The sequence below is a fragment of the Streptococcus mitis genome, assembly GCF_946188685.1.
Lineage (GTDB): Bacteria > Bacillota > Bacilli > Lactobacillales > Streptococcaceae > Streptococcus > Streptococcus mitis_CC.
Genome location: NZ_CAMHWH010000010.1, coordinates 1 through 19,983, shown reverse-complemented (window position 1 = coordinate 19,983; position 19,983 = coordinate 1). Strand labels below are relative to the sequence as shown.

The window sequence follows — 19,983 nt, the reverse complement described above, 5'->3', positions numbered from 1 at the left end:
TAAAATAATAACCAAAAGACTAGCAGTTTTTGTCTGCTAGTCTTTTTTCGCTAAAAAAGGAACCAAAATGGTTCCTAAAAGTATTAGTTACTTGCGCCAGATGTAGCGTCTGCGCCACCACCGTGGCCTCCAGCATCACCTGCATCAGAAGCTCCAGATGTAGCATCTGCATCGCCGTGACCATGTCCGCCAGCAGGAGCTGCAGCATTTCCACCGACTAGACGTTGACCAGTTGTATTGAGGTACCAGTCAAGCCATGGTTGGAAATTAAAGATGATTTCATTAATTCCGGCATATGAACCATCTGGATAGTACATTGCTTGGTAATTATGGGTATTAATAACGCCTTCTGGTGTTCCTGGCACAATTGTACGGACATATTCTTGGTCCCCATTACGCAATACGCCGACAACCCATTCAACGTTTTTCATTCTAGAATCTGGCAATGTACCGTGTACTGTTCCTAATCTATTTCCTGATTGAGCACGTACACGTTTACCAAACATTGTATCTGGGTCTTGGTGTGCGTTATTAAAGTACAAGAATTGATTATTATCATCTGCAAATGTCAATTCAAATGGCATTGCCTTCAAGAACATATCAATTTGGTTAACTGTCAAGATACCGTGGTCTAATTTAACGTAAGTATCTCCAGAAACAGCTCCAACAAGTTCAGCAGCTTTTTCTACCCATTCAGGATCATCTGGATCAACACCTTGGATGGTAGTTGCAATTGAATTTGTACAATATAAATCTTCTGGCTCAATTGGTTTTGGTTTTTTCAATTTTGAAACGACTCCCACATATTTTACAAAGTTGTCCAAGCATGTTTCAAGGAAATTAACAGTTCCTTCATTTGTGATATTACCATTAACATCAAAGGCTTCTTTAGCTTTACCGAGAAGGAATTCATTTCCGGGAAGAGTGTAGGCATTGACACCTGGAGCGTCAAGAATCTTACGAAGGTGAACTTGGGCACGAGAAGTACCTTGGTCGTAGTAAGAAGCACCCACAATCATAACTGGCTTATTTTCAAATGGATGAACTTCGTATGAAAGCCATTCAAGAACAGATTTTAGGGAAGCTGAGATTGTGTGGTTGTGCTCAGGCGTAGCAATGATAACACCATCAGCACGAGTAATTCTGTTATATAAAAGACGTAATTGGAAACTTTCATCCCATTTTTCGTCCTGGTTAAACATTGGAACTTCGTCAATTTCAAGGACTTCTAATTCAAATTTGAGTTTGAAGTGACGACGGATGAATTCCAAGAGTTTACGGTTATATGATTGATCGTAGTTTGATCCTACAAGTCCAACAAATTTCATTCTTTTTGCTCTCCTATCTTACAAATTTTCCCAGTCAAAGTCTTCGGCATCTTTGCGAAGTAGTGCTTGTGCGTTACGCAATTTTTCTGTGATTTTTACAAAGATACGGAAGTCGTCAAAAGTAGCATCCAGTTTTTTGATAACATCAAGATCTACTAAATCTCCACTTGGGTTGAAGGCTTGAAGAGAATGTGAAAGCAAGAATTCATCTGGAAGGACACTTGCTTTAATTTCTGGGGCATTCAAGATTTGGCGAAGTTGCATTTGAGCACGTGATGAACCAAGTGTACCGTAAGAAGCACCAGTAATCATGATTGGTTTGTTCAAAAGTGGGTAAATACCGTATGACAACCAAGCAAGAGCGCTCATCAAAACAGCTGGGATAGAGTGGTCATACTCAGGAGTACCGATAATAACGCCATCTGCCTCTTCAATTTTAGCAGCAATTTCTAAAATTTCAGCAGGTACTTGCTTGTCAGCTGGTTTATTGAAGACAGGAATGTCTTTAATTTCAACAAGTTCAATTTCAGCTTTTTCAGCAAAGTGTTTTTGCATGTATTGAAGCAATTGGCGGTTTGTAGAACGTTTTGAATTTGTTCCAACAATAGCAATAAGTTTTAACATGAGATTTCCTTTCTCTTTTTACATAATACGATTTTAAAACTCCATTGAAACATCTATTTCTATAGAGTAGGAATTCCTGAAGAACAGCTTAGGTGACCTTCCTTATCGATGAGGATAGCTTCGATGCCCTCTAAACTTTCGACTTGCCAGAGGATAGAAGTCGGTCTTTCTCCAAAAAGACGAGTTGTCCATATTTCACCATCAACGGATTTATCAGAGATGATGGTGAGACTCGCTAGTTCCGTTTCAACAGGATATCCTGTTTGACTGTCAAAAATATGATGATAATCTTTTCCATCGATAGTCAGGTGACGTTCATAAATGCCTGAAGTCACGACAGATTGATTGACAGCAGGGATGGTCATTAAGTGATTTCCCCTCGGATTGGCTGGGTCTTGAATCCCGATTTGCCAAGGCTGATTTCCTCTTGCCTGATTTTTTCCAATAGTCAGGATATTCCCTCCCAGATTTATCAAGGCAGATGTCACTCCCTCTTCTCTAAGAAATTGGGCAACTTTATCCGCACTATAACCCTTGGCTAAACAACCAAGATCAATCTTCATTCCTTTTTGTTTTAAAAACACAGTGGAAGTGGAAGAATCTAACTCGATATAATGAGGATTGATTAAAGGTAGCACCGATTCAATTTCTTGAGGCTGGGCGACCTTGGCATCTGAAAAACCGATACGCCAGGTTTGAATTAAGGGACCAATGCTGATATTGAGATGACTAGAGGGCGCTAGGCTATGCTCTAATCCAAGTGAAATCAATTCAAATAAATCAGGATGAACTTTGACTGGAGTTATTCCAGCTTGATAATTGATTTCCATCAACTCAGACTCTTGGCTATTGGCATTGAAGCGGTATTCAAGCTCTCTGAGTAAATCAAAGGATTTCTGGAGCAAGCTATCGGCTCGCTCATCCACTAATGAAATAGTGATAGTGGTTCCCATTAGGCGTTCAGAATGTGAACTAAGAGGCAAGCTACCAACTCCTTTCTCTTATGAAAAGAAGGATGAAATATAGTAAATTTAACCCCTTACATTTTCTTTCCATGATACTAGCATACCATAAAGTCAGCGTTTTCACAAATAAAATTTGTAAACTTGTCTAGAAATATGCTCAGAAAATATAAAGAGTAATTGTAAGAAAGGCTGATAAAATACAGATTATTTACACTTTTTTACAAAAAAATCGGGAAAATTAGCTAAACTCTTGTAAACGCTAACAGTAAATGTTATACTAGAAGAGTAAATTTAAAATTGAAGGTAGGAATTTTTCTATGAGTAAAATCGTTGTAGTTGGTGCTAACCACGCTGGTACAGCATGTATTAATACTATGTTGGATAATTTTGGTAATGAGAACGAAATCGTTGTATTCGACCAAAACTCTAACATCTCTTTCCTAGGATGTGGAATGGCCCTTTGGATCGGTGAACAAATTGATGGTGCTGAAGGCTTGTTCTATTCTGATAAAGAAAAATTGGAAGCTAAAGGTGCTAAGGTTTACATGAAGTCACCAGTTCTTTCAATCGACTATGATAACAAAGTAGTTACAGCAGAAGTTGAAGGGAAAGAGCACAAAGAATCATACGAGAAATTGATTTTTGCTACGGGTTCTACACCAATCTTGCCACCAATCGAAGGTGTTGAAATTGTTAAAGGAAACCGCGAATTTAAAGCAACTCTTGAAAACGTACAATTCGTGAAATTGTACCAAAATGCTGAAGAAGTTATTAATAAACTTGCTGACAAGAGCCAACACCTCGACCGTATCGCCGTTGTTGGTGGTGGTTACATCGGTGTTGAACTTGCTGAAGCCTTTGAGCGTCTTGGAAAAGAAGTTGTCCTTGTTGATATCGTTGATACTGTTTTGAACGGTTACTATGACAGAGACTTCACACAAATGATGGCGAAGAACTTGGAAGACCACAACATTCGCTTGGCTCTTGGTCAAACTGTTAAAGCAATCGAGGGTGACGGTAAAGTTGAACGCTTGATTACTGATAAAGAAACTTTCGATGTGGATATGGTTATCCTTGCAGTTGGTTTCCGTCCAAATACTGCTCTTGCTGATGGTAAGATTGAACTCTTCCGTAACGGTGCCTTCCTTGTAAACAAGAAACAAGAAACTTCACTTCCTGGTGTATTTGCTGTTGGAGACTGTGCGACTGTTTATGACAACGCTCGTAAAGATACAAGCTACATCGCACTTGCTTCAAACGCAGTTCGTACTGGTATTGTTGGTGCTTACAATGCTTGTGGACATGAATTGGAAGGAATCGGTGTTCAAGGTTCAAACGGTATCTCAATCTACGGTCTTCACATGGTTTCAACTGGTTTGACTCTTGAAAAAGCTAAAGCTGCTGGTTACAACGCAACTGAAACAGGCTTTAACGATCTTCAAAAACCAGAATTCATGAAACATGATAACCATGAAGTTGCCATCAAGATTGTCTTTGACAAAGATAGCCGTGAAATTCTTGGTGCACAAATGGTTTCACACGATTCTGCAATCAGCATGGGAATCCACATGTTCTCACTTGCTATCCAAGAGCATGTGACAATTGATAAATTGGCATTGACAGACCTATTCTTCTTGCCACACTTTAACAAACCATACAACTACATCACAATGGCTGCCCTTACAGCTGAAAAATAAAAATGAATGAGCTATCTGGCCTTAAGTTAAGACCAGATAGTTTTTTAACTATTCTGTACCCATACAATTACGTTTTTTTTATCTTGTGATTCATTCTAATCTAACTTAAAATGAAATGGTAGCTACCAATACAAATGATGAGGATAAAACAAATGACTGAAAATCGTTATGAATTAAATAAAAACTTAGCACAAATGCTTAAAGGTGGCGTTATCATGGACGTTCAGAATCCTGAACAGGCCCGTATTGCAGAAGCTGCTGGTGCGGCAGCTGTGATGGCCTTGGAGAGGATTCCGGCTGATATTCGTGCAGCTGGTGGGGTTTCCCGTATGAGTGATCCAAAGATGATTAAGGAAATCCAAGAAGCGGTTAGCATTCCAGTAATGGCCAAGGTCAGAATCGGGCATTTTGTTGAAGCTCAGATTTTAGAGGCTATTGAGATTGACTATATCGATGAGAGTGAAGTTTTATCTCCAGCAGACGACCGTTTCCATGTGGACAAAAAAGAATTCCAAGTTCCTTTTGTCTGTGGGGCTAAGGACTTGGGTGAAGCCTTGCGTCGTATCGCTGAAGGTGCTTCTATGATTCGTACAAAAGGAGAACCAGGGACAGGAGACATTGTTCAAGCTGTTCGTCATATGCGTATGATGAATCAGGAAATTCGCCGCATTCAAAACCTACGTGAGGACGAACTTTATGTTGCCGCCAAGGACTTACAAGTCCCTGTAGAATTGGTTCAATACGTCCATGAACATGGGAAATTGCCAGTTGTAAATTTCGCTGCTGGAGGTGTTGCAACGCCAGCAGATGCTGCGCTGATGATGCAATTAGGGGCAGAGGGTGTCTTTGTCGGTTCAGGTATTTTCAAGTCAGGAGATCCTGTTAAACGAGCGAGTGCTATTGTCAAAGCGGTGACTAATTTCCGAAATCCTCAAATCTTGGCTCAAATCTCTGAAGATTTAGGAGAAGCCATGGTTGGTATCAATGAAAATGAGATCCAAATCCTCATGGCTGAGCGAGGAAAATAGATGAAAATCGGAATATTGGCCTTGCAAGGGGCCTTTGCAGAACATGCAAAAGTGCTAGATCAATTAGGTGTCGAAAGTGTTGAAATCAGAAATTTAGATGATTTTCAGAAACATCAGAGTGATTTGTCGGGATTGATATTACCTGGTGGGGAATCTACAACCATGGGCAAGCTCTTACGTGAGCAGGACATGCTGATTCCCATTCGAGAAGCAATTCTATCTGGCTTGCCAGTATTTGGAACCTGTGCTGGCTTGATTTTGCTAGCTAAGGAAATTGCTTCTCAGGAAGAGAGTCATCTAGGAACCATGGATATGGTGGTCGAGCGCAATGCCTATGGGCGCCAATTAGGAAGTTTCTACACGGAAGCAGAATGTAAGGGAGTCGGTCAGATTCCAATGACTTTTATCCGTGGTCCAATTATCAGCAGTGTTGGAGAAGATGTAGAAATTCTAGCAACAGTTGATAATCAAATCGTTGCAGCCCAAGAAAAAAATATGTTGGTAACTTCTTTTCATCCAGAATTGACTGATGATGTGCGCTTGCACCAGTACTTTATCAATATGTGTAAAGAAAAAAGTTGAGATTGAATTTCTCAACTTTTTTACATGTAATAAACAATGGCAATGTATTGGAGTGCGGACGCAGCAAGGATAAAGAGATGCCAAATCATGTGGAAATAAGGTTTTTTCTTGGCGTAAAATCCAGCTCCAACTGTATAAGAGAGTCCGCCAGTTACCATGAGACTCCAGAAAATTGGTGTCGTTTGACTAATAATGGCAGGAATGATAGCTAGAACCAACCAGCCCATAATCAGGTAAAGAGCAAGGCTAAATTTCTCATTGACTTTTTTAGCAAAGATTTTATAGAGAATACCAAAGATGGTTGTTCCCCACTGGACGGCAATAATCAGATAGCCAAACCAGTTATTCATTAAGGTTAAGACGACGGGCGTGTATGAGCCAGCAATGGCAACATAAATCATAGAATGGTCGATGATTCGCAAGACATATTTGTGGGTTGAACCATAGGCCATAGAGTGGTAAATGGTGGATGAGAGGAACATGAGAAAGAGACTAATAACAAAAATGGAAACGCCGATAGATGATAAAAATCCGTGTGTCTCATAACTATAGGTTGATGAAATAGGCAGTAAGATGAGCATGATAACTGCACCTACGGCATGGGTCACGCTATTAGCAATCTCCTCTCCAAAACTAAGTTGTTTGCTGAGTTTAAGACTAGTGTTCATTGGATTACCTCCTCTTGAGTATGATGGATTAAGGCTAGGGTTTGATGATAGAGTTTAACGGTTTGGCAGCTGGTTTGGATAATGGGGTTAGCTGGGTCAATTCCTTGGTTCATGTAGTCCACAAAAGCATCGTAGAGTTGGTCTGAACTTGCTTGAGTTTGGAGAGTATTAAGTGTCTGAGCTATTTCTTGAATAGAAAATACAGACTTGAGGGTTGTGATAGCAATCAAACGGGCAATCTGTTGGCGTTGGTATTTTTTCTTGTCAGGCTTTGTCAGGTAACCATGTTTGACATAATTGTTGACCATAGATGCTGTCAGGCCCTTGTCTTTATCAGGAGAGATAGGGGCGCAGACCTGATTGACATAGAGTAAAACCTGGTCCAGATAGAGGTCAATGTTTGGAATTTCTGCCCATTTGGGGTAGGAAAAGGTAGTTTTCATTTTCAACTCCTTTTTATCTAGTTTTAATAACTAGATTATAAAACAATAAAAACAGAAAGTCAAATTTTAACTGCTTGTAGAAAGACTTAAATTATGCTATGATGGGAGAAACTAGTCAGAAATGAGGAGAAAAGATGGAAATTCGTTTAGCTTTTCCAAATGAAGTAGATACCATCATGCAGGTGATGGAGGATGCTAAAAAATGTTTAGCAGATGCTGGTAGTGACCAGTGGCAAAATGGTTATCCAAATGCTGATATTATTATTGAGGATATTATCTCAGGTCAAGCCTATGTAGCCTTGGAAGAGGGAGAATTACTAGCTTATGCAGCTGTGACCAAGAGTCCAGAGGCAGCCTATGAAGCCATTTATGAAGGAAACTGGCAAGCTGGGGAGTCAGAGTACCTAGTCTTTCACCGTATTGCTGTGGCAGCAGATGTACAGGGACAGGGCGTTGCTCAAACCTTCTTAGAGGGCTTGATTGAAGGTTTTGACTATCTAGATTTTCGCTCAGATACGCATGTTGCAAACAAGGTCATGCAGCATATTTTTGAAAAACTTGGTTTTAAACAGGTTGGTAAAGTGCCTGTTGATGGCGAACGCTTGGCCTATCAAAAATTAAAGAAATAATGCAAAAGATGTACGTAAAAATGCTCTACTTTTCGCCAATAGGAACCTTGTCTTTGGTTGCCGACGAGCAATATCTGTATGGCATTTGGGTGCAGGAGCAGAAGCATTTTGAGAGAGGACTAGGAGATGAGACGATAGAAGCAGTTGTTAGTCATCCAATTTTAGATCCAGTTATTGCTTGCTTAGATGATTACTTTAAAGGCAAGTCTCAGGATTTATCCGACTTGCCCTTGGCTCCAATCGGAACGGATTTTGAAAAGCGAGTTTGGTCCTATCTACAGGGAATTCCTTATGGTCAGACAGTGACCTATGGACAAATAGCCCAAGAGCTACAAGTGGATTCTGCTCAAGCAATTGGTGGGGCAGTGGGACGCAATCCTTGGTCTATCCTAGTACCTTGTCATCGGGTGCTGGGAGCTGGCAAGCGTCTGACAGGTTATGCTGCAGGAGTGGAAAAGAAAGCTTGGCTCTTGGAGCATGAAGGCGCAGATTTTAAAGATATAAAATAGAAAGTGAAAGACATGTTAGAATTTATCGAATATCCAAAATGTTCAACTTGTAAAAAAGCAAAACAAGAATTAAACCAACTCGGTGTGGACTATAAAGCCATCCATATCGTTGAAGAAACACCTAGCCAAGAAGTCATTTTAAACTGGCTAGAAACCTCGGGTTTTGAGTTGAAGCAATTTTTCAACACCAGTGGGATCAAATACCGTGAATTGGGGCTGAAAGATAAGGTAGGAAGTCTGTCAAACCAAGAAGCAGCTGAGTTGCTAGCAAGCGACGGTATGTTGTTAAAACGCCCCATTTTAGTAGAAAATGGAACTGTTAAGCAAATCGGTTATCGAAAAGCTTATGAAGAATTGGGATTGAAATAGTTTTTATCTATCTCTTTGATAGATAAAATATATAACCTCCCTGTTTCAAAGTATGATAAACTAGTAGGTAGACAAAGTCTGTACCTGACCGTAGCAAATAATTTCATTGACGGCAAAAGTATGGTAGAATGAATCATTATCAGGAGAGGATGTTTTTATGAATGTTACAACGATTTTAGCATCAGATTGGTACCAAAACTTGATGCAATTGATTCCGGATGGCAAGCTTTTTAGCTTGCGTTCGGTCTTTGATGGAATCCCGAGAATTGTCCAACAACTTCCAATAACGATTATGTTGACCATTGGTGGTGCTCTTTTTGGCTTGGTTTTGGCGCTTCTTTTTGCCATTGTGAAGATCAATCGTGTCAAAATTTTATACCCCTTGCAGGCCTTCTTTGTTAGCTTCTTAAAAGGGACACCGATTTTGGTGCAACTCATGTTGACCTACTACGGAATTCCTTTGGCTTTGAAAGCTCTCAATCAGCAATGGGGAACTGGTTTCAATATCAATGCGATTCCAGCCGCTGCTTTTGCAATTGTCGCCTTTGCCTTTAATGAAGCAGCTTATGCTAGTGAAACCATTCGTGCAGCCATTCTCTCAGTCAATCCTGGTGAGATTGAGGCGGCACGCAGTCTGGGGATGACCCGAGCGCAAGTTTATCGTCGCGTGATTATTCCAAATGCGGCCGTTGTGGCGACTCCAACCTTAATCAATTCCCTAATCGGCTTGACCAAAGGAACTTCTCTAGCCTTTAGTGCGGGTGTTGTGGAAGTCTTTGCCCAAGCTCAGATTTTGGGTGGAGCTGATTACCGCTACTTTGAACGCTTTATCTCCGTTGCCCTTGTTTATTGGGTAGTCAATATCGGAATTGAAAGCCTTGGTCGTTTCATCGAGAGAAAAATGGCTATTTCTGCACCCGATACAGTGCAAACAGATGTGAAAGGAGACCTTCGTTAATGATTAAGATTTCGAATTTAAGCAAATCCTTTTCAGGACAGACTGTCTTGGATCATCTGAACTTGGATATTCAAAAAGGGGAAGTTGTAGCCTTGATTGGTTCTTCAGGAGCTGGAAAATCAACCTTCCTTCGTAGTCTCAATTATCTTGAAACACCTGACAGTGGCTCTATTCAGATTGATGATTTCTCAGTTGATTTTTCTAAAATCACTCAAGAAGAAATCCTTGCCCTACGCCGTAAGTTGTCTATGGTTTTCCAACAGTTTAATTTGTTTGAACGCCGAACAGCACTTGATAATGTGAAAGAAGGCTTGGTTGTTGTCAAGAAATTATCCGACCAAGAAGCAACCAAGATTGCCAAGGAAGAGTTGGCTAAGGTTGGGCTTTCAGACCGTGAAAACCATTATCCTCGCCATTTATCAGGTGGACAGAAGCAACGGGTTGCCCTAGCGCGTGCACTTGCGATGAAACCAGATGTCTTGCTCTTAGACGAACCAACTTCAGCCCTTGATCCAGAATTGGTCGGCGAAGTAGAAAAGTCTATTGCAGATGCTGCTAAGTCAGGTCAAACCATGATTTTGGTTAGTCATGACATGTCCTTTGTAGCTCAAGTTGCGGATAAGATTCTCTTCCTAGATAAGGGGAAAATCATTGAGTCTGGAACACCGGATGAGATTATCCACCATCCTAAAGAAGAGCGAACAAAAGAATTCTTCGCTAGTTACAAACGGACTTATATTTGATATAATAGATAAAGAAAAACTCAGTTAGCTGGACTAGCTGAGTTTACTCTTTAAAAAAGATAGAAATGAGAGAAATCATGCTACTGCAACTATTTTCTTTATATTTCGAGAGTTTGATCTTGACCACCATCCTCGTCCTGATTTTTTTAGGGATTTGGATTGGACTGAGAGCCATGTCGGGAGTTGATAAGACAGCCAAGGCTCGCCAAGCCCATCTCTATGATATGATTATGATTGGTGTTTTGGTTGTTCCAGTATTATCCTTTGCGGTTATGAGTTTAATTCTTGTTTTCAAGGCATAATCCTTGCGTGATTGACAAGAAAGAGTTAGAATAAAGATAGTTACAACAAGAAAGAAGGAAACTATATGTACGATACTATTATTATCGGTGCTGGACCTGCAGGTATGACTGCAGCCTTGTATGCTGCTCGAAGCAATCTGAAAGTAGCCTTGATTGAAGGTGGTCTGCCAGGTGGTCAGATGAATAATACATCTGATATTGAAAATTACCCTGGATACGCTAATATTAGTGGGCCAGAATTGGCAGAAAAGATGTTTGAACCGCTTGAAAATCTTGGTGTTGAGCACATTTATGGTTATGTTGAAAATGTCGAAGACCATGGTGATTTTAAGAAAGTGATGACTGATGACCAAACATATGAAACTCGTACCGTTATCGTAGCGACTGGCTCTAAACACCGTCCTTTGGGAGTACCTGGAGAAGAAGAACTGAACAGTCGTGGTGTTTCTTACTGTGCCGTGTGTGATGGTGCTTTCTTCCGTGACCAAGATTTGTTGGTAGTTGGTGGCGGAGATTCAGCTGTCGAAGAAGCCCTCTTCTTGACTCGTTTTGCTAAGACTGTTACCATTGTTCACCGTCGTGACCAACTTCGTGCCCAAAAGGTTTTACAAGACCGCGCCTTTGCGAATGAGAAAATCAGCTTTATCTGGGATTCTGTAGTGAAGGAAATCAAGGGTGAAAACCGAGTAGAATCTGTCGTATTTGAAAATGTGAAAACAGGTCAAGTGACAGAGCAAGCCTTCGGTGGCGTCTTTATCTATGTTGGTTTGGACCCTCTTAGTGATTTTGTTAAAGAATTGAATATCCAAGATCAGGCAGGCTGGATTGTGACAGACAATCACATGAAAACTGCAGTTGACGGTATCTTTGCAGTTGGAGATGTTCGCTTGAAAGACCTTCGACAAGTAACAACAGCAGTTGGAGATGGAGCTATCGCTGGTCAAGAAGCTTACAAGTTTATCACCGAACATAGTTAATCATAAAAAAGTTTCCAATCAGATGACTGGAAACTTTTTTATAGTCTATTTCGGAAAACTTCGTACATGAGAATGGCTGCAGCAACACTGGCATTAAGGCTTTGAACATGTCCATTCATAGGAATGGTAATCATTTCATCTACCTGTTTTTTGATGTTGCTAGAGATGCCTTTTCCTTCATTTCCGATAATGAGGGCAATTTTCCCTTTTGTATTCCACTTGTGGCAAGGAGTCCCGTTCATATCTGTTCCAAAGGTCCAGAATCCTTCATCCTTGAGTTTGTCTAGAGTTTGACTCAGATTGGTTACTCGGGCAATTGGAACGTGTTCAATAGCACCTGTTGCTGTTTTGGCAACGACAGGAGTAACTCCGACAGCACGGTGCTTGGGAATGATGACTCCGGAAACATTGGTTGCATCAGCGGTTCTTAAGATGGAGCCTAAGTTGTGAGGGTCAGTTAGGCCATCCAGAATTAACAGAAGTGGATTTTCTTCTTGACGTGTTTTTGAAAGGATGTGATCTAACTCGCTATAGGCAAATTCAGACACTCGTAGAACAAAACCTTGGTGAACAGCACCTTCAGTCATCTCAGAGAGGGATTTTTTTGAAGTCCAAGAAATAGATACCTTCTTTTCTGTAGCCAGTTCCTTGACTTTCTCAAGATTCTTACCTCGGAGATCTTCTTGGAGGTAGAGTTTATTGCCAGTGTTTGCAAGGAGGGCTTCGGTAACGGCGTGGACGCCATAGACAATATCATTTGTTTTCATGCCTCTATTATAACACAAAACCCCGTCTTGCAACGGGATTTTCTTTATTCTAGAATTAGTAAACCATCTTTAACTGCAAATGGGTCTTTTTCATTGATACGATCGTAAAACATGATACCGTTAATGTGGTCAATTTCATGCTGAACAACGATGGAGTTGTAGCCTTTGAGTTTGATACGGTGTTTTTCTCCATCCTTGTCAAAGTAGTCAACCGTAACGCGGGCATGGCGAACTACATAGCCAGGTACGTTGCGGTCAACAGACAGGCAACCTTCTCCTTCACCAAGAGCAGCGTCTTGAACAGAGTGAGAGACGATTTTTGGATTGTACATAATAGCTTGCAAGTCGTAAGCTTCCTGTGGAGTTTCGCCTTCTTCGACAATGTTTGGCACCAAAACAGCGATAATACGTTTTGATATATCTAATTGAGGGGCAGCAAGTCCAACCCCACCGCGTAGTCCCATTTTTTCAGCCATGACAGGATCTTGGGAATGTTTGAGGAATTGCATCATCTTTTCGCCAAGGATGATTTCCTGATCAGACAAGGGGAAAGTGACTTCCTCAGCAACCGCGCGTAGAGTAGGATTCCCTTCGCGGATAATATCGTTCATATCAATTAAGTGAGCAGCTTTTGTAATACGTTCTATAGCAGACATTTTCTCTCCTTTCATTACCTCTACATGATATCACAAAATGACAAGGATTGAAAGCATTACGGCATCGAGCTTTTATAGAAAATGCCTACTAGGTTCGATTCAATTGTGAAAGAATTACTTATCTGTGATATAATAAAAAGAAAAGGCTTGCATTAGAAAGTGGGGAGAATGAAGATGCAAAGAAGACAAGATAGACATAAACGTGGACCAGTTTTTCGTTTTATGAGGGGTTTTGTAAACTTTTTTAGGAGTTACCGCAAGTGGAGTAATAAGGGATTTGTGGCGATACTCTTGCTAGCTGTTGCTTTATCAATGGGTTTGGTCTTGTTGTTTGAAAGCTTCCAAGGAATCCCCTTGACCAGTCAAAAAAAGGATACCATTTCTCAAGAAGCAAATAAGACGAACCAAAATGCTAAAGATCAGGACGAGGAGAAAACTGCTAGAATTATGGCCAACGGGGACCTCCTCTATCACATTCCCATCTATCGTTCTGCTTTAAAAGAAGATGGGACCTATGATTTCCATGAAAATTTTGAATATGTAAAACCATGGCTCAAACAAGCAGACTTGATTTTAGGTGATTTTGAAGGTACTGTGAATAAGGACCACTATTTGGCTGGTTATCCGCTATTTAATGCACCTGGAGAAGTCATGGATGCCATCAAGGATGCCGGTTATCAAGTGCTAGACTTGGCGCATAACCATATCCTAGATTCACAAATAGAAGGTGTGGTTTCAACAGCAGATGCTATTGAAAAGGCAGGAATGACACCTATTGGAGTGTATACGCATGAGTCACGTGATCAAGCTCCACTGGTTATTAAGGAAGTGAACGGTATCAAGGTTGCACTTTTGGCCTATTCTTATGGTTTTAATGGAATTGAGCAAAGTATTTCTCAAGAAGACTATACCCGCTATCTTTCAGACCTAAATGAAGACAAGATGAAGGCTGAAATTGAACGGGCAGAGAAGGAAGCGGATATCACCATTATCATGCCTCAGATGGGTGTGGAGTATCGCTTGGAACCAACTGAAGAACAAAAGGCTCTTTATCACAAGATGATTGATTGGGGAGCTGATATTATCTTTGGAGGGCACCCTCACGTAGTTGAACCATCTGAAACGGTTGAAAAAGATGGGGACAAGAAACTCATTATCTATTCAATGGGGAACTTCATTTCCAATCAACGAATTGAAACCATGCAAGATGAAGAGAATGCTAAGTGGACAGAGCGTGGCGTGCTCATGGATGTGACTGTTAAGAAAAAAGCCGGTAAGACGACAATCGAAACTGCCAAAGCGCATCCTTCTTGGGTAAACCGTACACCAAAAGGAACCTATTCTCCAGAAGGTTATCCACTATTCCTATACCAAACTTATATCTTAGAAGATTTTATCGAGGGTGGTAGTCATCGTGACCAGTTAGATGAAGCGACTAAGGAACGAATTGATACAGCCTACAAAGAAATGAACGAACATGTGGGATTGAAGTGGGACTAGCTTGAATCCAGAGGAAAGTAAATGACGATTAAGGTAATTGCAACAGATATGGATGGGACCTTGCTGGATGCTAGAGGCCAGCTTGATCTCCCACGTTTGGAAAAGATTTTAGATCAGTTGGATCAAAGGGGTATTCGTTTTGTCATTGCGACTGGGAATGAAATTCACCGCATGAGGCAACTACTGGAGCACTTGGTCGATCGGGTGGTTCTGGTTGTTGCAAACGGTGCTCGTATTTTTGAAAACAATGAACTGATTCAGGCTCAGACTTGGGATGATGCCATTGTCGATAAGGCTTTGGCTCATTTTAAGGGTCGAGCGTGTCAGGATCAGTTTGTTGTAACGTCTATGAAGGGTGGTTTCGTCAAAGAAGGTACGATTTTTACAGACCTTGAAAGTTTTATGACTCCAGAAATGATTGAAAAATTCTACCAACGGATGCAATTTGTGGACGAATTAACCTCTGACCTCTTTGGTGGTGTGCTCAAGATGAGTATGGTTGTTGGTGAGGAACGTTTGAGTTCGGTCTTGGAAGAAATCAATGACCTCTTTGATGGCCGTGTTCGTGCTGTATCGAGTGGCTATGGTTGCATTGATATCCTTCAAGCTGGAATTCATAAAGCATGGGGCTTGGAAGAATTACTCAAGCGCTGGGACTTGACCTCCCAACAAATCATGGCTTTTGGTGACAGTGAAAATGATGTTGAAATGCTTGAAATGGCTGGAATTGCCTATGCGATGGAAAATGCTGATGATAAAGCCAAAGCTGTGGCTACTGCTCTAGCGCCAGCCAATAGCCAAGGAGGAGTTTATCAAATCTTGGAAAACTGGTTAGAAAAAGGAGAATGAAGTGGCAGTACAGTTATTAGAAAATTGGTTACTAAAGGAACAAGAAAAAATCCAAACCAAGTATCGTCACTTAAATCAGGTTTCTGTTGTAGAGCCAGACATTCTTTTTATTGGGGATTCCATTGTCGAATATTATCCTCTGCAGGAACTATTTGGGACTGCAAAGACGATTGTCAATCGAGGCATTCGAGGTTATCAGACAGGGCTGTTATTAGAGAATCTGGATGCGCATCTGTACGGTGGGGCGGTAGATAAAATTGTCCTTTTAATTGGGACGAACGATATCGGAAAAGATGTGCCTGTGAATGAGGCTCTCAATAATCTCGAATCTATCATACAATCCATTGCTCGCGATTATCCACTGACAGAGATAAAATTGCTTTCCATTTTGCCAGTCAATGAGGGCGAGGAGTACAAGCAGACAGTCTATATCCGCACGAATGAAAAAATTCAGAAATGGAATCAAGCCTATAAAGAACTTTCCTCTGCCTATATGCAGGTAGAATTTGCGCCAGTTTTTGATAGTTTGACAGACCAGGCAGGCCAACTCAAAAAAGATTATACAACTGATGGGTTGCACCTTAGTGTTCCCGGTTATCAGGTTTTGACAAAATCTTTGAAAGACTATCTTTTGTAGTTAATTGCTTTCCTTTTTGCATTTTTGAGTTAGATAAGGTATAATGGTTTTATTGTCTTTTGGGGTCGTTACGGATTCGACAGGCATTATGAGGCATATTTTGCGACTCGTGTGGCGACGTAAACGCTCAGTTAAATATAACTGCAAAAAATAACACTTCTTACGCTCTAGCTGCCTAAAAACCAGCAGGCGTGACCCGATTTGGATTGCTCGTGTTCAATGACAGGTCTTATTATTAGCGAGATACGATCAAGCCTTGTCTAGCGGCTTGATAAGAGATTGATAGACTCGCGGTTTCTAGGCTTGAGTTATGTGTCGAGGGACTGTTAAACGAATACATAACCTATGGTTGTAGACAAATATGTTAGCAGATGTTTGGACGTGGGTTCGACTCCCACCGGCTCCATTATTCCTTTGCATTCTTTTGCATTCCTTGGTAAAACGTTGTTAAATCAACGTTTTTTGTTTTTGCCTTTGGTATTCCTTGGTATTCTTTTGCGAAAAAAGGATACAACAAAGGATACAACATTTTTGTCGTATCCTAGAAATCTATGTACTTCGCAAAGCGTTCTCCGATGTCGTCTTTTGCTTGCTTTGTTATGTGTGTATAAACGTTCATGGTCGTTTTCAAGTCTGAATGTCCTAACCGATGTTGGACTTGCTTCAAAGTCATACCAGCGTCAAAACAAAGGCTGGCATGTGTATGTCTGAAGCCGTGGATTTTAATCGGACGCAGGTCGCTACCTTCCACAATTTTGATAAGCCACTTTCTGGGCAAGGTGCTTGGAATCGGCTTTTTAAATTCATTTTCAAAAATATATTTAGTATTTGGATTCTGCTTTTTCCATTTTTTTAAAATGCTTTTTGTCTTTTTGTCCAAGCTAATTAGTCGATTACTACTGACCGTTTTGGTGTTGCCTATCTCTTCGCCTGCAAAACCTCTTGTAATGGCCTTATTTATGTCCAGAGTATTATCTGTCCAGTCTTTCCATTCAAGGGCTAAAATCTCCCCTTTTCGTGCCCCTGTAAAGGCCAGAAGACGGAATAGAGTTATCTTCTCTAGATCCTTTGTCTTACTGACAAGTTTTAAGAATTTTTGAAGTTCATCTTTGTTGTAAAAGTCGCTCTTGTTATCTGATTTCTTTCTTGTTGATGTAATTACACTATCAACTGGATTTGTATCAATATATCCATGCCTGATTGCGTATTTGAAAACATTATTCATCAACCCTTTTAACTTACGACCATAGACTAATTTTCTAGACCATTCATTGGCCTGCTCTTGCATTTGAAGAGGAGTGATACTAGCTATTTTCCTATTGCCCAAAACTGGATAGATGTGATTCTTGAAATTCCTAGAAGTCTTGATGTAGGTACTTTCTTGTACTGTTTCAGAATAATCTTTAAGCCATTTTTTAGCAATCTCTTCAACCGTGATTTCTTTCCTGCTCTGTTCTCCATTCTCTATATCTTCTTGAAGTTGGAGTAGTGCTGCCCTTGCTTTTGCTTTTGTAGCAAACCCTTTTTTTCGAGCGTACTTACTTTTTCCATTTTCTTTTCCAACATAGACTATGAAACCATAAGCCGTCTCTCCGTTTTTCTTTTTATAAGACTTTATTTCCATTGATTTTTACCTCATTTCTTGATAAAATGGGTATAGTAAAAAGGGCTTTTTAATGCCGTTTACTATACATGGATATCCTCACACTCAAAGTTTGGCGATGGCGAGTGTGGGGATTTTTTTGCTATTTTATGTTGAATATTTTCATTTTACCCTTATGCTCACTAGCTATTTGAGTTTTATCTTTATCAGATACATAGACGAGTAGTTCAGGAATGTCTTTTTGTGCATCAATTTTATAACCTTTTTCTTCGGCCCATTTTTCAAAAAGAGTGTTTTTAGCCTTCAGAAATTCATTTGTGATATAAATTTTTCGACTAATACTTTCATATTTCCAACCTTCCCCAAGTCTTACAGAAACAAATTTATCATCTCCGCCTGGGATAAAATCAACTTTTTTTTCGTTGTCAAAAATTTGAGCATTATCCTTAAAGTATAACGCGAAATCTTCGCCTAACTCTTTAGTCATTTTAAATTTCTGTTCAACTGCTGCTGATGATGTTTTTTCAGCTTTGGTTGCAGTATTTTTAGATGGGTTCTTTGAAATACTATTTATCGCACCAATAGCCAAGAAAGCAATCAGCACCCAAAACCATACTCTTTTATAAATTGGCTTAGAATTTTTTCTTTTGTTCATGTTTTTTCTCCTTTTAATTTTCTATTGGCATGAAGTTTCCGACTATTTTTCCAATAATTCTCGGATCTTCTTCATATGGTGCGAATTTATCTTTATATTTGTTATTGATAGAGACTAGTCTAAGACCGTCTTTTTCTCTATAAACTTTTTTAATGTAAGTTTGGCCATCCCACTCAACTGCATAAACAGCACCATCATAGTCAAATCCTGTTTCTTTGATAAGAACGACCTCTCCATTCATGTACTTAGGTTCCATTGAGTCTCCAAAAACCCAAGAAGCAAAATCGTGGTCTAGGTCTTTGTCGTAAAAAACAGTGTCATAGTTCCCATCGTTGAAGTATGAAAAGCCAGTACCAGCTGAAAGTTTTTCATATACATTGTATTCAAAAAGCTTTTCCTCAATCATAATCACTTTATTATTCTGTTCTTTTAATTGTTCATTAGCATAGTTCAGAACTTTTTGTTTTCTTGGAGTTGACAACTTTACAACTTTTTCAGTTACTTTTTGAACGAGAGGGGAAGTAGGGATTTTTACTTCTTTTACTTCTTGAGTTTTATCTTCTATCAAGTCCGATTTATTAACACCGAAATAGTCCGCAAGTAATTCGATTTTTCCTATCCGAGGATAAGTTATACCCTTTAACCAATCTCTTACAGTAGTGTATTTTAATCCTAAATCAGAACAAAGTTTATTTCTATCAACGCCTCTGCTGGTCATTAACTTTTCCAAGTTCGCAGAGAAAATTTCTTTACTTTTATTATTGCTCATTTGTATTACTCCTTTATATAGTATATATTACGGCAAAAACGCAAAAAAGTAAAGAAAAAAATAAAAAAAATACGATAAAAACGCAAAAAACACTTGACATTGCGGTTTAACCGCATTATAATAGAGTCATAGTTGAGTCACTCAATTATAAAAAAAGATAGAAAGGATTGTAAAATGCAGAAAATGACTCTTAAAACATTGAGAACTCTAAAAAATTGGAGACAAGCGGATGCAGCTGAGGCTATTGATGTCTCTGTTGATACTTGGGGAAATTGGGAGCGAGGGAAAACAGAACCTACTGTAACCCAAGCTTATCAAATCGCTACTACTTTTGGTGTGTCTATTGATGACATTATTTTTTTACACGATATTGCGGTTTAACCGCAATAAGAAAGGAGCACTATGAACGAACTAGTATGGTTTTATTTCACTATCATTATCAACATAGTCATCGGTTTTGCCACATACTACGCTAGCAAAAGAGATAGAAAAAAGCGTATCAACGGGTTTAAAAAAATACAAGATGATGAGCTTGAAAGAATTAGAAATAAATTTAATTTATGATTTTTTAGAAGTCTTCTGAATAAATCTTTTCTTTAAGTTTTGTTTGTTATTGCTTGCTTTATTAGCTATTTTTAAAGCTCTGTCGAAATCAACCTCGCCTGTCAAAACTTTGTAGGTAAGGTCATTCACCTTCATAGACTTATCAGTTTCAGTATCAAGCT

24 protein-coding genes and 1 other RNA gene are annotated in these 19,983 nt (G+C 39.7%); 15 read left to right on the top strand and 10 right to left on the bottom strand.

Annotated elements, in window-relative coordinates:
* Window positions 1-83: 83 nt before the first annotated feature.
* Genes N8N51_RS08810 through N8N51_RS08800 form a run of 3 tightly spaced genes read right to left on the bottom strand, consistent with a single transcriptional unit; the run spans window position 84 to window position 2,935 of the window.
* On the bottom strand, window positions 84-1,328 hold the full coding sequence (locus N8N51_RS08810) for an NAD(P)H-dependent oxidoreductase (protein WP_120770008.1): 1,245 nt from the start codon (window positions 1,326-1,328) through the stop codon (window positions 84-86).
* A gap of 18 nt (window positions 1,329-1,346) precedes the next feature.
* On the bottom strand, window positions 1,347-1,952 hold the full coding sequence (locus tag N8N51_RS08805; protein ID WP_049511449.1) for an NADPH-dependent FMN reductase: 606 nt from the start codon (window positions 1,950-1,952) through the stop codon (window positions 1,347-1,349).
* A 59-nt stretch (window positions 1,953-2,011) separates the two neighbouring features.
* Entirely contained in the window at window positions 2,012-2,935 is a 924-nt protein-coding gene (locus N8N51_RS08800; protein ID WP_153210593.1) for an FAD:protein FMN transferase, read from the bottom strand.
* A 299-nt stretch (window positions 2,936-3,234) separates the two neighbouring features.
* On the opposite strand from N8N51_RS08800, the gene nox reads away from it, so the two are divergent.
* From nox to pdxT, 3 genes are all read left to right on the top strand, one after another.
* A complete protein-coding gene (gene nox, locus N8N51_RS08795) occupies window positions 3,235-4,614 on the top strand; it encodes a H2O-forming NADH oxidase (protein ID WP_261077823.1) in 1,380 nt (459 codons plus the stop codon).
* Window positions 4,615-4,766: 152 nt separating this feature from the next.
* A complete protein-coding gene (gene pdxS, locus N8N51_RS08790; RefSeq protein WP_000138517.1) occupies window positions 4,767-5,642 on the top strand; it encodes a pyridoxal 5'-phosphate synthase lyase subunit PdxS in 876 nt (291 codons plus the stop codon).
* Window positions 5,643-6,224 carry a pyridoxal 5'-phosphate synthase glutaminase subunit PdxT gene (gene pdxT / locus N8N51_RS08785; RefSeq protein ID WP_084926628.1) on the top strand — a complete coding sequence of 194 codons (582 nt, stop codon included), beginning with the start codon at window positions 5,643-5,645 and terminating at the stop codon, window positions 6,222-6,224.
* A 20-nt stretch (window positions 6,225-6,244) separates the two neighbouring features.
* On the opposite strand, the gene trhA is transcribed toward pdxT, so the two are convergent.
* Window positions 6,245-6,892 (bottom strand): PAQR family membrane homeostasis protein TrhA, encoded by a 648-nt coding sequence (trhA, locus tag N8N51_RS08780; RefSeq protein WP_261032545.1) that lies wholly within the window; start codon window positions 6,890-6,892, stop codon window positions 6,245-6,247.
* Window positions 6,889-7,335 carry a DUF1836 domain-containing protein gene (locus N8N51_RS08775; RefSeq protein WP_050079346.1) on the bottom strand — a complete coding sequence of 149 codons (447 nt, stop codon included), beginning with the start codon at window positions 7,333-7,335 and terminating at the stop codon, window positions 6,889-6,891. Before N8N51_RS08775 ends, trhA begins: the two co-directional genes overlap by 4 nt.
* Before the next feature lie 134 nt (window positions 7,336-7,469).
* On the opposite strand from N8N51_RS08775, the gene N8N51_RS08770 reads away from it, so the two are divergent.
* The 7 genes from N8N51_RS08770 to trxB all read left to right on the top strand — a co-directional run bounded on the left by N8N51_RS08770 (window position 7,470) and on the right by trxB (window position 11,822).
* Window positions 7,470-7,964, top strand: coding sequence for a GNAT family N-acetyltransferase (locus N8N51_RS08770; RefSeq protein WP_000405856.1), 495 nt, complete (start codon window positions 7,470-7,472; stop codon window positions 7,962-7,964).
* A complete protein-coding gene (locus N8N51_RS08765) occupies window positions 7,964-8,473 on the top strand; it encodes a methylated-DNA--[protein]-cysteine S-methyltransferase (protein WP_020903509.1) in 510 nt (169 codons plus the stop codon). Before N8N51_RS08770 ends, N8N51_RS08765 begins: the two co-directional genes overlap by 1 nt.
* Before the next feature lie 12 nt (window positions 8,474-8,485).
* Complete coding sequence (locus N8N51_RS08760; RefSeq protein ID WP_000889083.1) at window positions 8,486-8,842, top strand: arsenate reductase family protein; 357 nt, start codon at window positions 8,486-8,488, stop codon at window positions 8,840-8,842.
* 157 nt (window positions 8,843-8,999) lie between these two features.
* The gene (locus tag N8N51_RS08755; RefSeq protein ID WP_001103445.1) at window positions 9,000-9,800 is read left to right on the top strand and encodes an amino acid ABC transporter permease; all 801 of its coding nucleotides are present in this window, start codon (window positions 9,000-9,002) and stop codon (window positions 9,798-9,800) included.
* Window positions 9,800-10,543, top strand: a complete 744-nt coding sequence (locus N8N51_RS08750) for an amino acid ABC transporter ATP-binding protein (RefSeq protein ID WP_000590982.1) — start codon at window positions 9,800-9,802, stop codon at window positions 10,541-10,543. Before N8N51_RS08755 ends, N8N51_RS08750 begins: the two co-directional genes overlap by 1 nt.
* Window positions 10,544-10,620: 77 nt before the next feature.
* Window positions 10,621-10,845 carry a DUF4059 family protein gene (locus tag N8N51_RS08745; protein ID WP_000926599.1) on the top strand — a complete coding sequence of 75 codons (225 nt, stop codon included), beginning with the start codon at window positions 10,621-10,623 and terminating at the stop codon, window positions 10,843-10,845.
* Between the two features lie 65 nt (window positions 10,846-10,910).
* The gene (gene trxB, locus N8N51_RS08740; RefSeq protein ID WP_000272298.1) at window positions 10,911-11,822 is read left to right on the top strand and encodes a thioredoxin-disulfide reductase; all 912 of its coding nucleotides are present in this window, start codon (window positions 10,911-10,913) and stop codon (window positions 11,820-11,822) included.
* A gap of 38 nt (window positions 11,823-11,860) precedes the next feature.
* On the opposite strand, the gene rlmB is transcribed toward trxB, so the two are convergent.
* Both rlmB and def read right to left on the bottom strand, forming a co-directional pair.
* Complete coding sequence (gene rlmB / locus N8N51_RS08735; protein WP_033688992.1) at window positions 11,861-12,589, bottom strand: 23S rRNA (guanosine(2251)-2'-O)-methyltransferase RlmB; 729 nt, start codon at window positions 12,587-12,589, stop codon at window positions 11,861-11,863.
* Between the two features lie 44 nt (window positions 12,590-12,633).
* A complete protein-coding gene (gene def, locus N8N51_RS08730) occupies window positions 12,634-13,245 on the bottom strand; it encodes a peptide deformylase (protein WP_001272956.1) in 612 nt (203 codons plus the stop codon).
* Between the two features lie 174 nt (window positions 13,246-13,419).
* Between def and N8N51_RS08725 the strand changes: the two genes are divergently transcribed.
* The 4 genes from N8N51_RS08725 (at window position 13,420) to ssrA (ending at window position 16,640) form a co-directional block, all read left to right on the top strand.
* Entirely contained in the window at window positions 13,420-14,745 is a 1,326-nt protein-coding gene (locus tag N8N51_RS08725; RefSeq protein ID WP_314725843.1) for a CapA family protein, read from the top strand.
* A gap of 21 nt (window positions 14,746-14,766) precedes the next feature.
* Window positions 14,767-15,594, top strand: coding sequence for an HAD family hydrolase (locus tag N8N51_RS08720; protein WP_000153519.1), 828 nt, complete (start codon window positions 14,767-14,769; stop codon window positions 15,592-15,594).
* Between the two features lies 1 nt (window position 15,595).
* Window positions 15,596-16,231: an SGNH/GDSL hydrolase family protein gene (locus tag N8N51_RS08715; protein ID WP_000290664.1), complete on the top strand. Its 636-nt coding sequence runs from the start codon at window positions 15,596-15,598 to the stop codon at window positions 16,229-16,231.
* Window positions 16,232-16,292: 61 nt separating this feature from the next.
* Window positions 16,293-16,640: a transfer-messenger RNA gene (gene ssrA / locus N8N51_RS08710) on the top strand.
* A 132-nt stretch (window positions 16,641-16,772) separates the two neighbouring features.
* On the opposite strand, the gene N8N51_RS08705 is transcribed toward ssrA, so the two are convergent.
* From N8N51_RS08705 to N8N51_RS08695, 3 genes are all read right to left on the bottom strand, one after another.
* Window positions 16,773-17,855, bottom strand: a complete 1,083-nt coding sequence (locus tag N8N51_RS08705; RefSeq protein ID WP_261104041.1) for a tyrosine-type recombinase/integrase — start codon at window positions 17,853-17,855, stop codon at window positions 16,773-16,775.
* A gap of 121 nt (window positions 17,856-17,976) precedes the next feature.
* Window positions 17,977-18,489: a hypothetical protein gene (locus N8N51_RS08700; protein ID WP_261104040.1), complete on the bottom strand. Its 513-nt coding sequence runs from the start codon at window positions 18,487-18,489 to the stop codon at window positions 17,977-17,979.
* 13 nt (window positions 18,490-18,502) lie between these two features.
* Window positions 18,503-19,258: an XRE family transcriptional regulator gene (locus tag N8N51_RS08695; protein ID WP_261104039.1), complete on the bottom strand. Its 756-nt coding sequence runs from the start codon at window positions 19,256-19,258 to the stop codon at window positions 18,503-18,505.
* A 174-nt stretch (window positions 19,259-19,432) separates the two neighbouring features.
* Here N8N51_RS08695 and N8N51_RS08690 point away from each other — a divergent pair, with 174 nt between their 5' ends.
* Window positions 19,433-19,639, top strand: coding sequence for a helix-turn-helix transcriptional regulator (locus tag N8N51_RS08690; RefSeq protein ID WP_050216445.1), 207 nt, complete (start codon window positions 19,433-19,435; stop codon window positions 19,637-19,639).
* The last annotated feature ends 344 nt before the right edge of the window (window positions 19,640-19,983 follow it).

What these genes read in the sequence shown, in the direction of transcription:
- N8N51_RS08810 (WP_120770008.1), bottom strand. Translation starts at nt 1,328, where the DNA reads ATGAAATTTGTTGGACTTGTAGGATCAAACTACGATCAATCATATAAC.
- N8N51_RS08805 (WP_049511449.1), bottom strand. Translation starts at nt 1,952, where the DNA reads ATGTTAAAACTTATTGCTATTGTTGGAACAAATTCAAAACGTTCTACA.
- nox (WP_261077823.1), top strand. Translation starts at nt 3,235, where the DNA reads ATGAGTAAAATCGTTGTAGTTGGTGCTAACCACGCTGGTACAGCATGT.
- pdxS (WP_000138517.1), top strand. Translation starts at nt 4,767, where the DNA reads ATGACTGAAAATCGTTATGAATTAAATAAAAACTTAGCACAAATGCTT.
- pdxT (WP_084926628.1), top strand. Translation starts at nt 5,643, where the DNA reads ATGAAAATCGGAATATTGGCCTTGCAAGGGGCCTTTGCAGAACATGCA.
- trhA (WP_261032545.1), bottom strand. Translation starts at nt 6,892, where the DNA reads ATGAACACTAGTCTTAAACTCAGCAAACAACTTAGTTTTGGAGAGGAG.
- N8N51_RS08775 (WP_050079346.1), bottom strand. Translation starts at nt 7,335, where the DNA reads ATGAAAACTACCTTTTCCTACCCCAAATGGGCAGAAATTCCAAACATT.
- N8N51_RS08770 (WP_000405856.1), top strand. Translation starts at nt 7,470, where the DNA reads ATGGAAATTCGTTTAGCTTTTCCAAATGAAGTAGATACCATCATGCAG.
- N8N51_RS08765 (WP_020903509.1), top strand. Translation starts at nt 7,964, where the DNA reads ATGCAAAAGATGTACGTAAAAATGCTCTACTTTTCGCCAATAGGAACC.
- N8N51_RS08760 (WP_000889083.1), top strand. Translation starts at nt 8,486, where the DNA reads ATGTTAGAATTTATCGAATATCCAAAATGTTCAACTTGTAAAAAAGCA.
- N8N51_RS08755 (WP_001103445.1), top strand. Translation starts at nt 9,000, where the DNA reads ATGAATGTTACAACGATTTTAGCATCAGATTGGTACCAAAACTTGATG.
- N8N51_RS08750 (WP_000590982.1), top strand. Translation starts at nt 9,800, where the DNA reads ATGATTAAGATTTCGAATTTAAGCAAATCCTTTTCAGGACAGACTGTC.
- N8N51_RS08745 (WP_000926599.1), top strand. Translation starts at nt 10,621, where the DNA reads ATGCTACTGCAACTATTTTCTTTATATTTCGAGAGTTTGATCTTGACC.
- trxB (WP_000272298.1), top strand. Translation starts at nt 10,911, where the DNA reads ATGTACGATACTATTATTATCGGTGCTGGACCTGCAGGTATGACTGCA.
- rlmB (WP_033688992.1), bottom strand. Translation starts at nt 12,589, where the DNA reads ATGAAAACAAATGATATTGTCTATGGCGTCCACGCCGTTACCGAAGCC.
- def (WP_001272956.1), bottom strand. Translation starts at nt 13,245, where the DNA reads ATGTCTGCTATAGAACGTATTACAAAAGCTGCTCACTTAATTGATATG.
- N8N51_RS08725 (WP_314725843.1), top strand. Translation starts at nt 13,420, where the DNA reads ATGCAAAGAAGACAAGATAGACATAAACGTGGACCAGTTTTTCGTTTT.
- N8N51_RS08720 (WP_000153519.1), top strand. Translation starts at nt 14,767, where the DNA reads ATGACGATTAAGGTAATTGCAACAGATATGGATGGGACCTTGCTGGAT.
- N8N51_RS08705 (WP_261104041.1), bottom strand. Translation starts at nt 17,855, where the DNA reads ATGGAAATAAAGTCTTATAAAAAGAAAAACGGAGAGACGGCTTATGGT.
- N8N51_RS08700 (WP_261104040.1), bottom strand. Translation starts at nt 18,489, where the DNA reads ATGAACAAAAGAAAAAATTCTAAGCCAATTTATAAAAGAGTATGGTTT.
- N8N51_RS08695 (WP_261104039.1), bottom strand. Translation starts at nt 19,258, where the DNA reads ATGAGCAATAATAAAAGTAAAGAAATTTTCTCTGCGAACTTGGAAAAG.
- N8N51_RS08690 (WP_050216445.1), top strand. Translation starts at nt 19,433, where the DNA reads ATGCAGAAAATGACTCTTAAAACATTGAGAACTCTAAAAAATTGGAGA.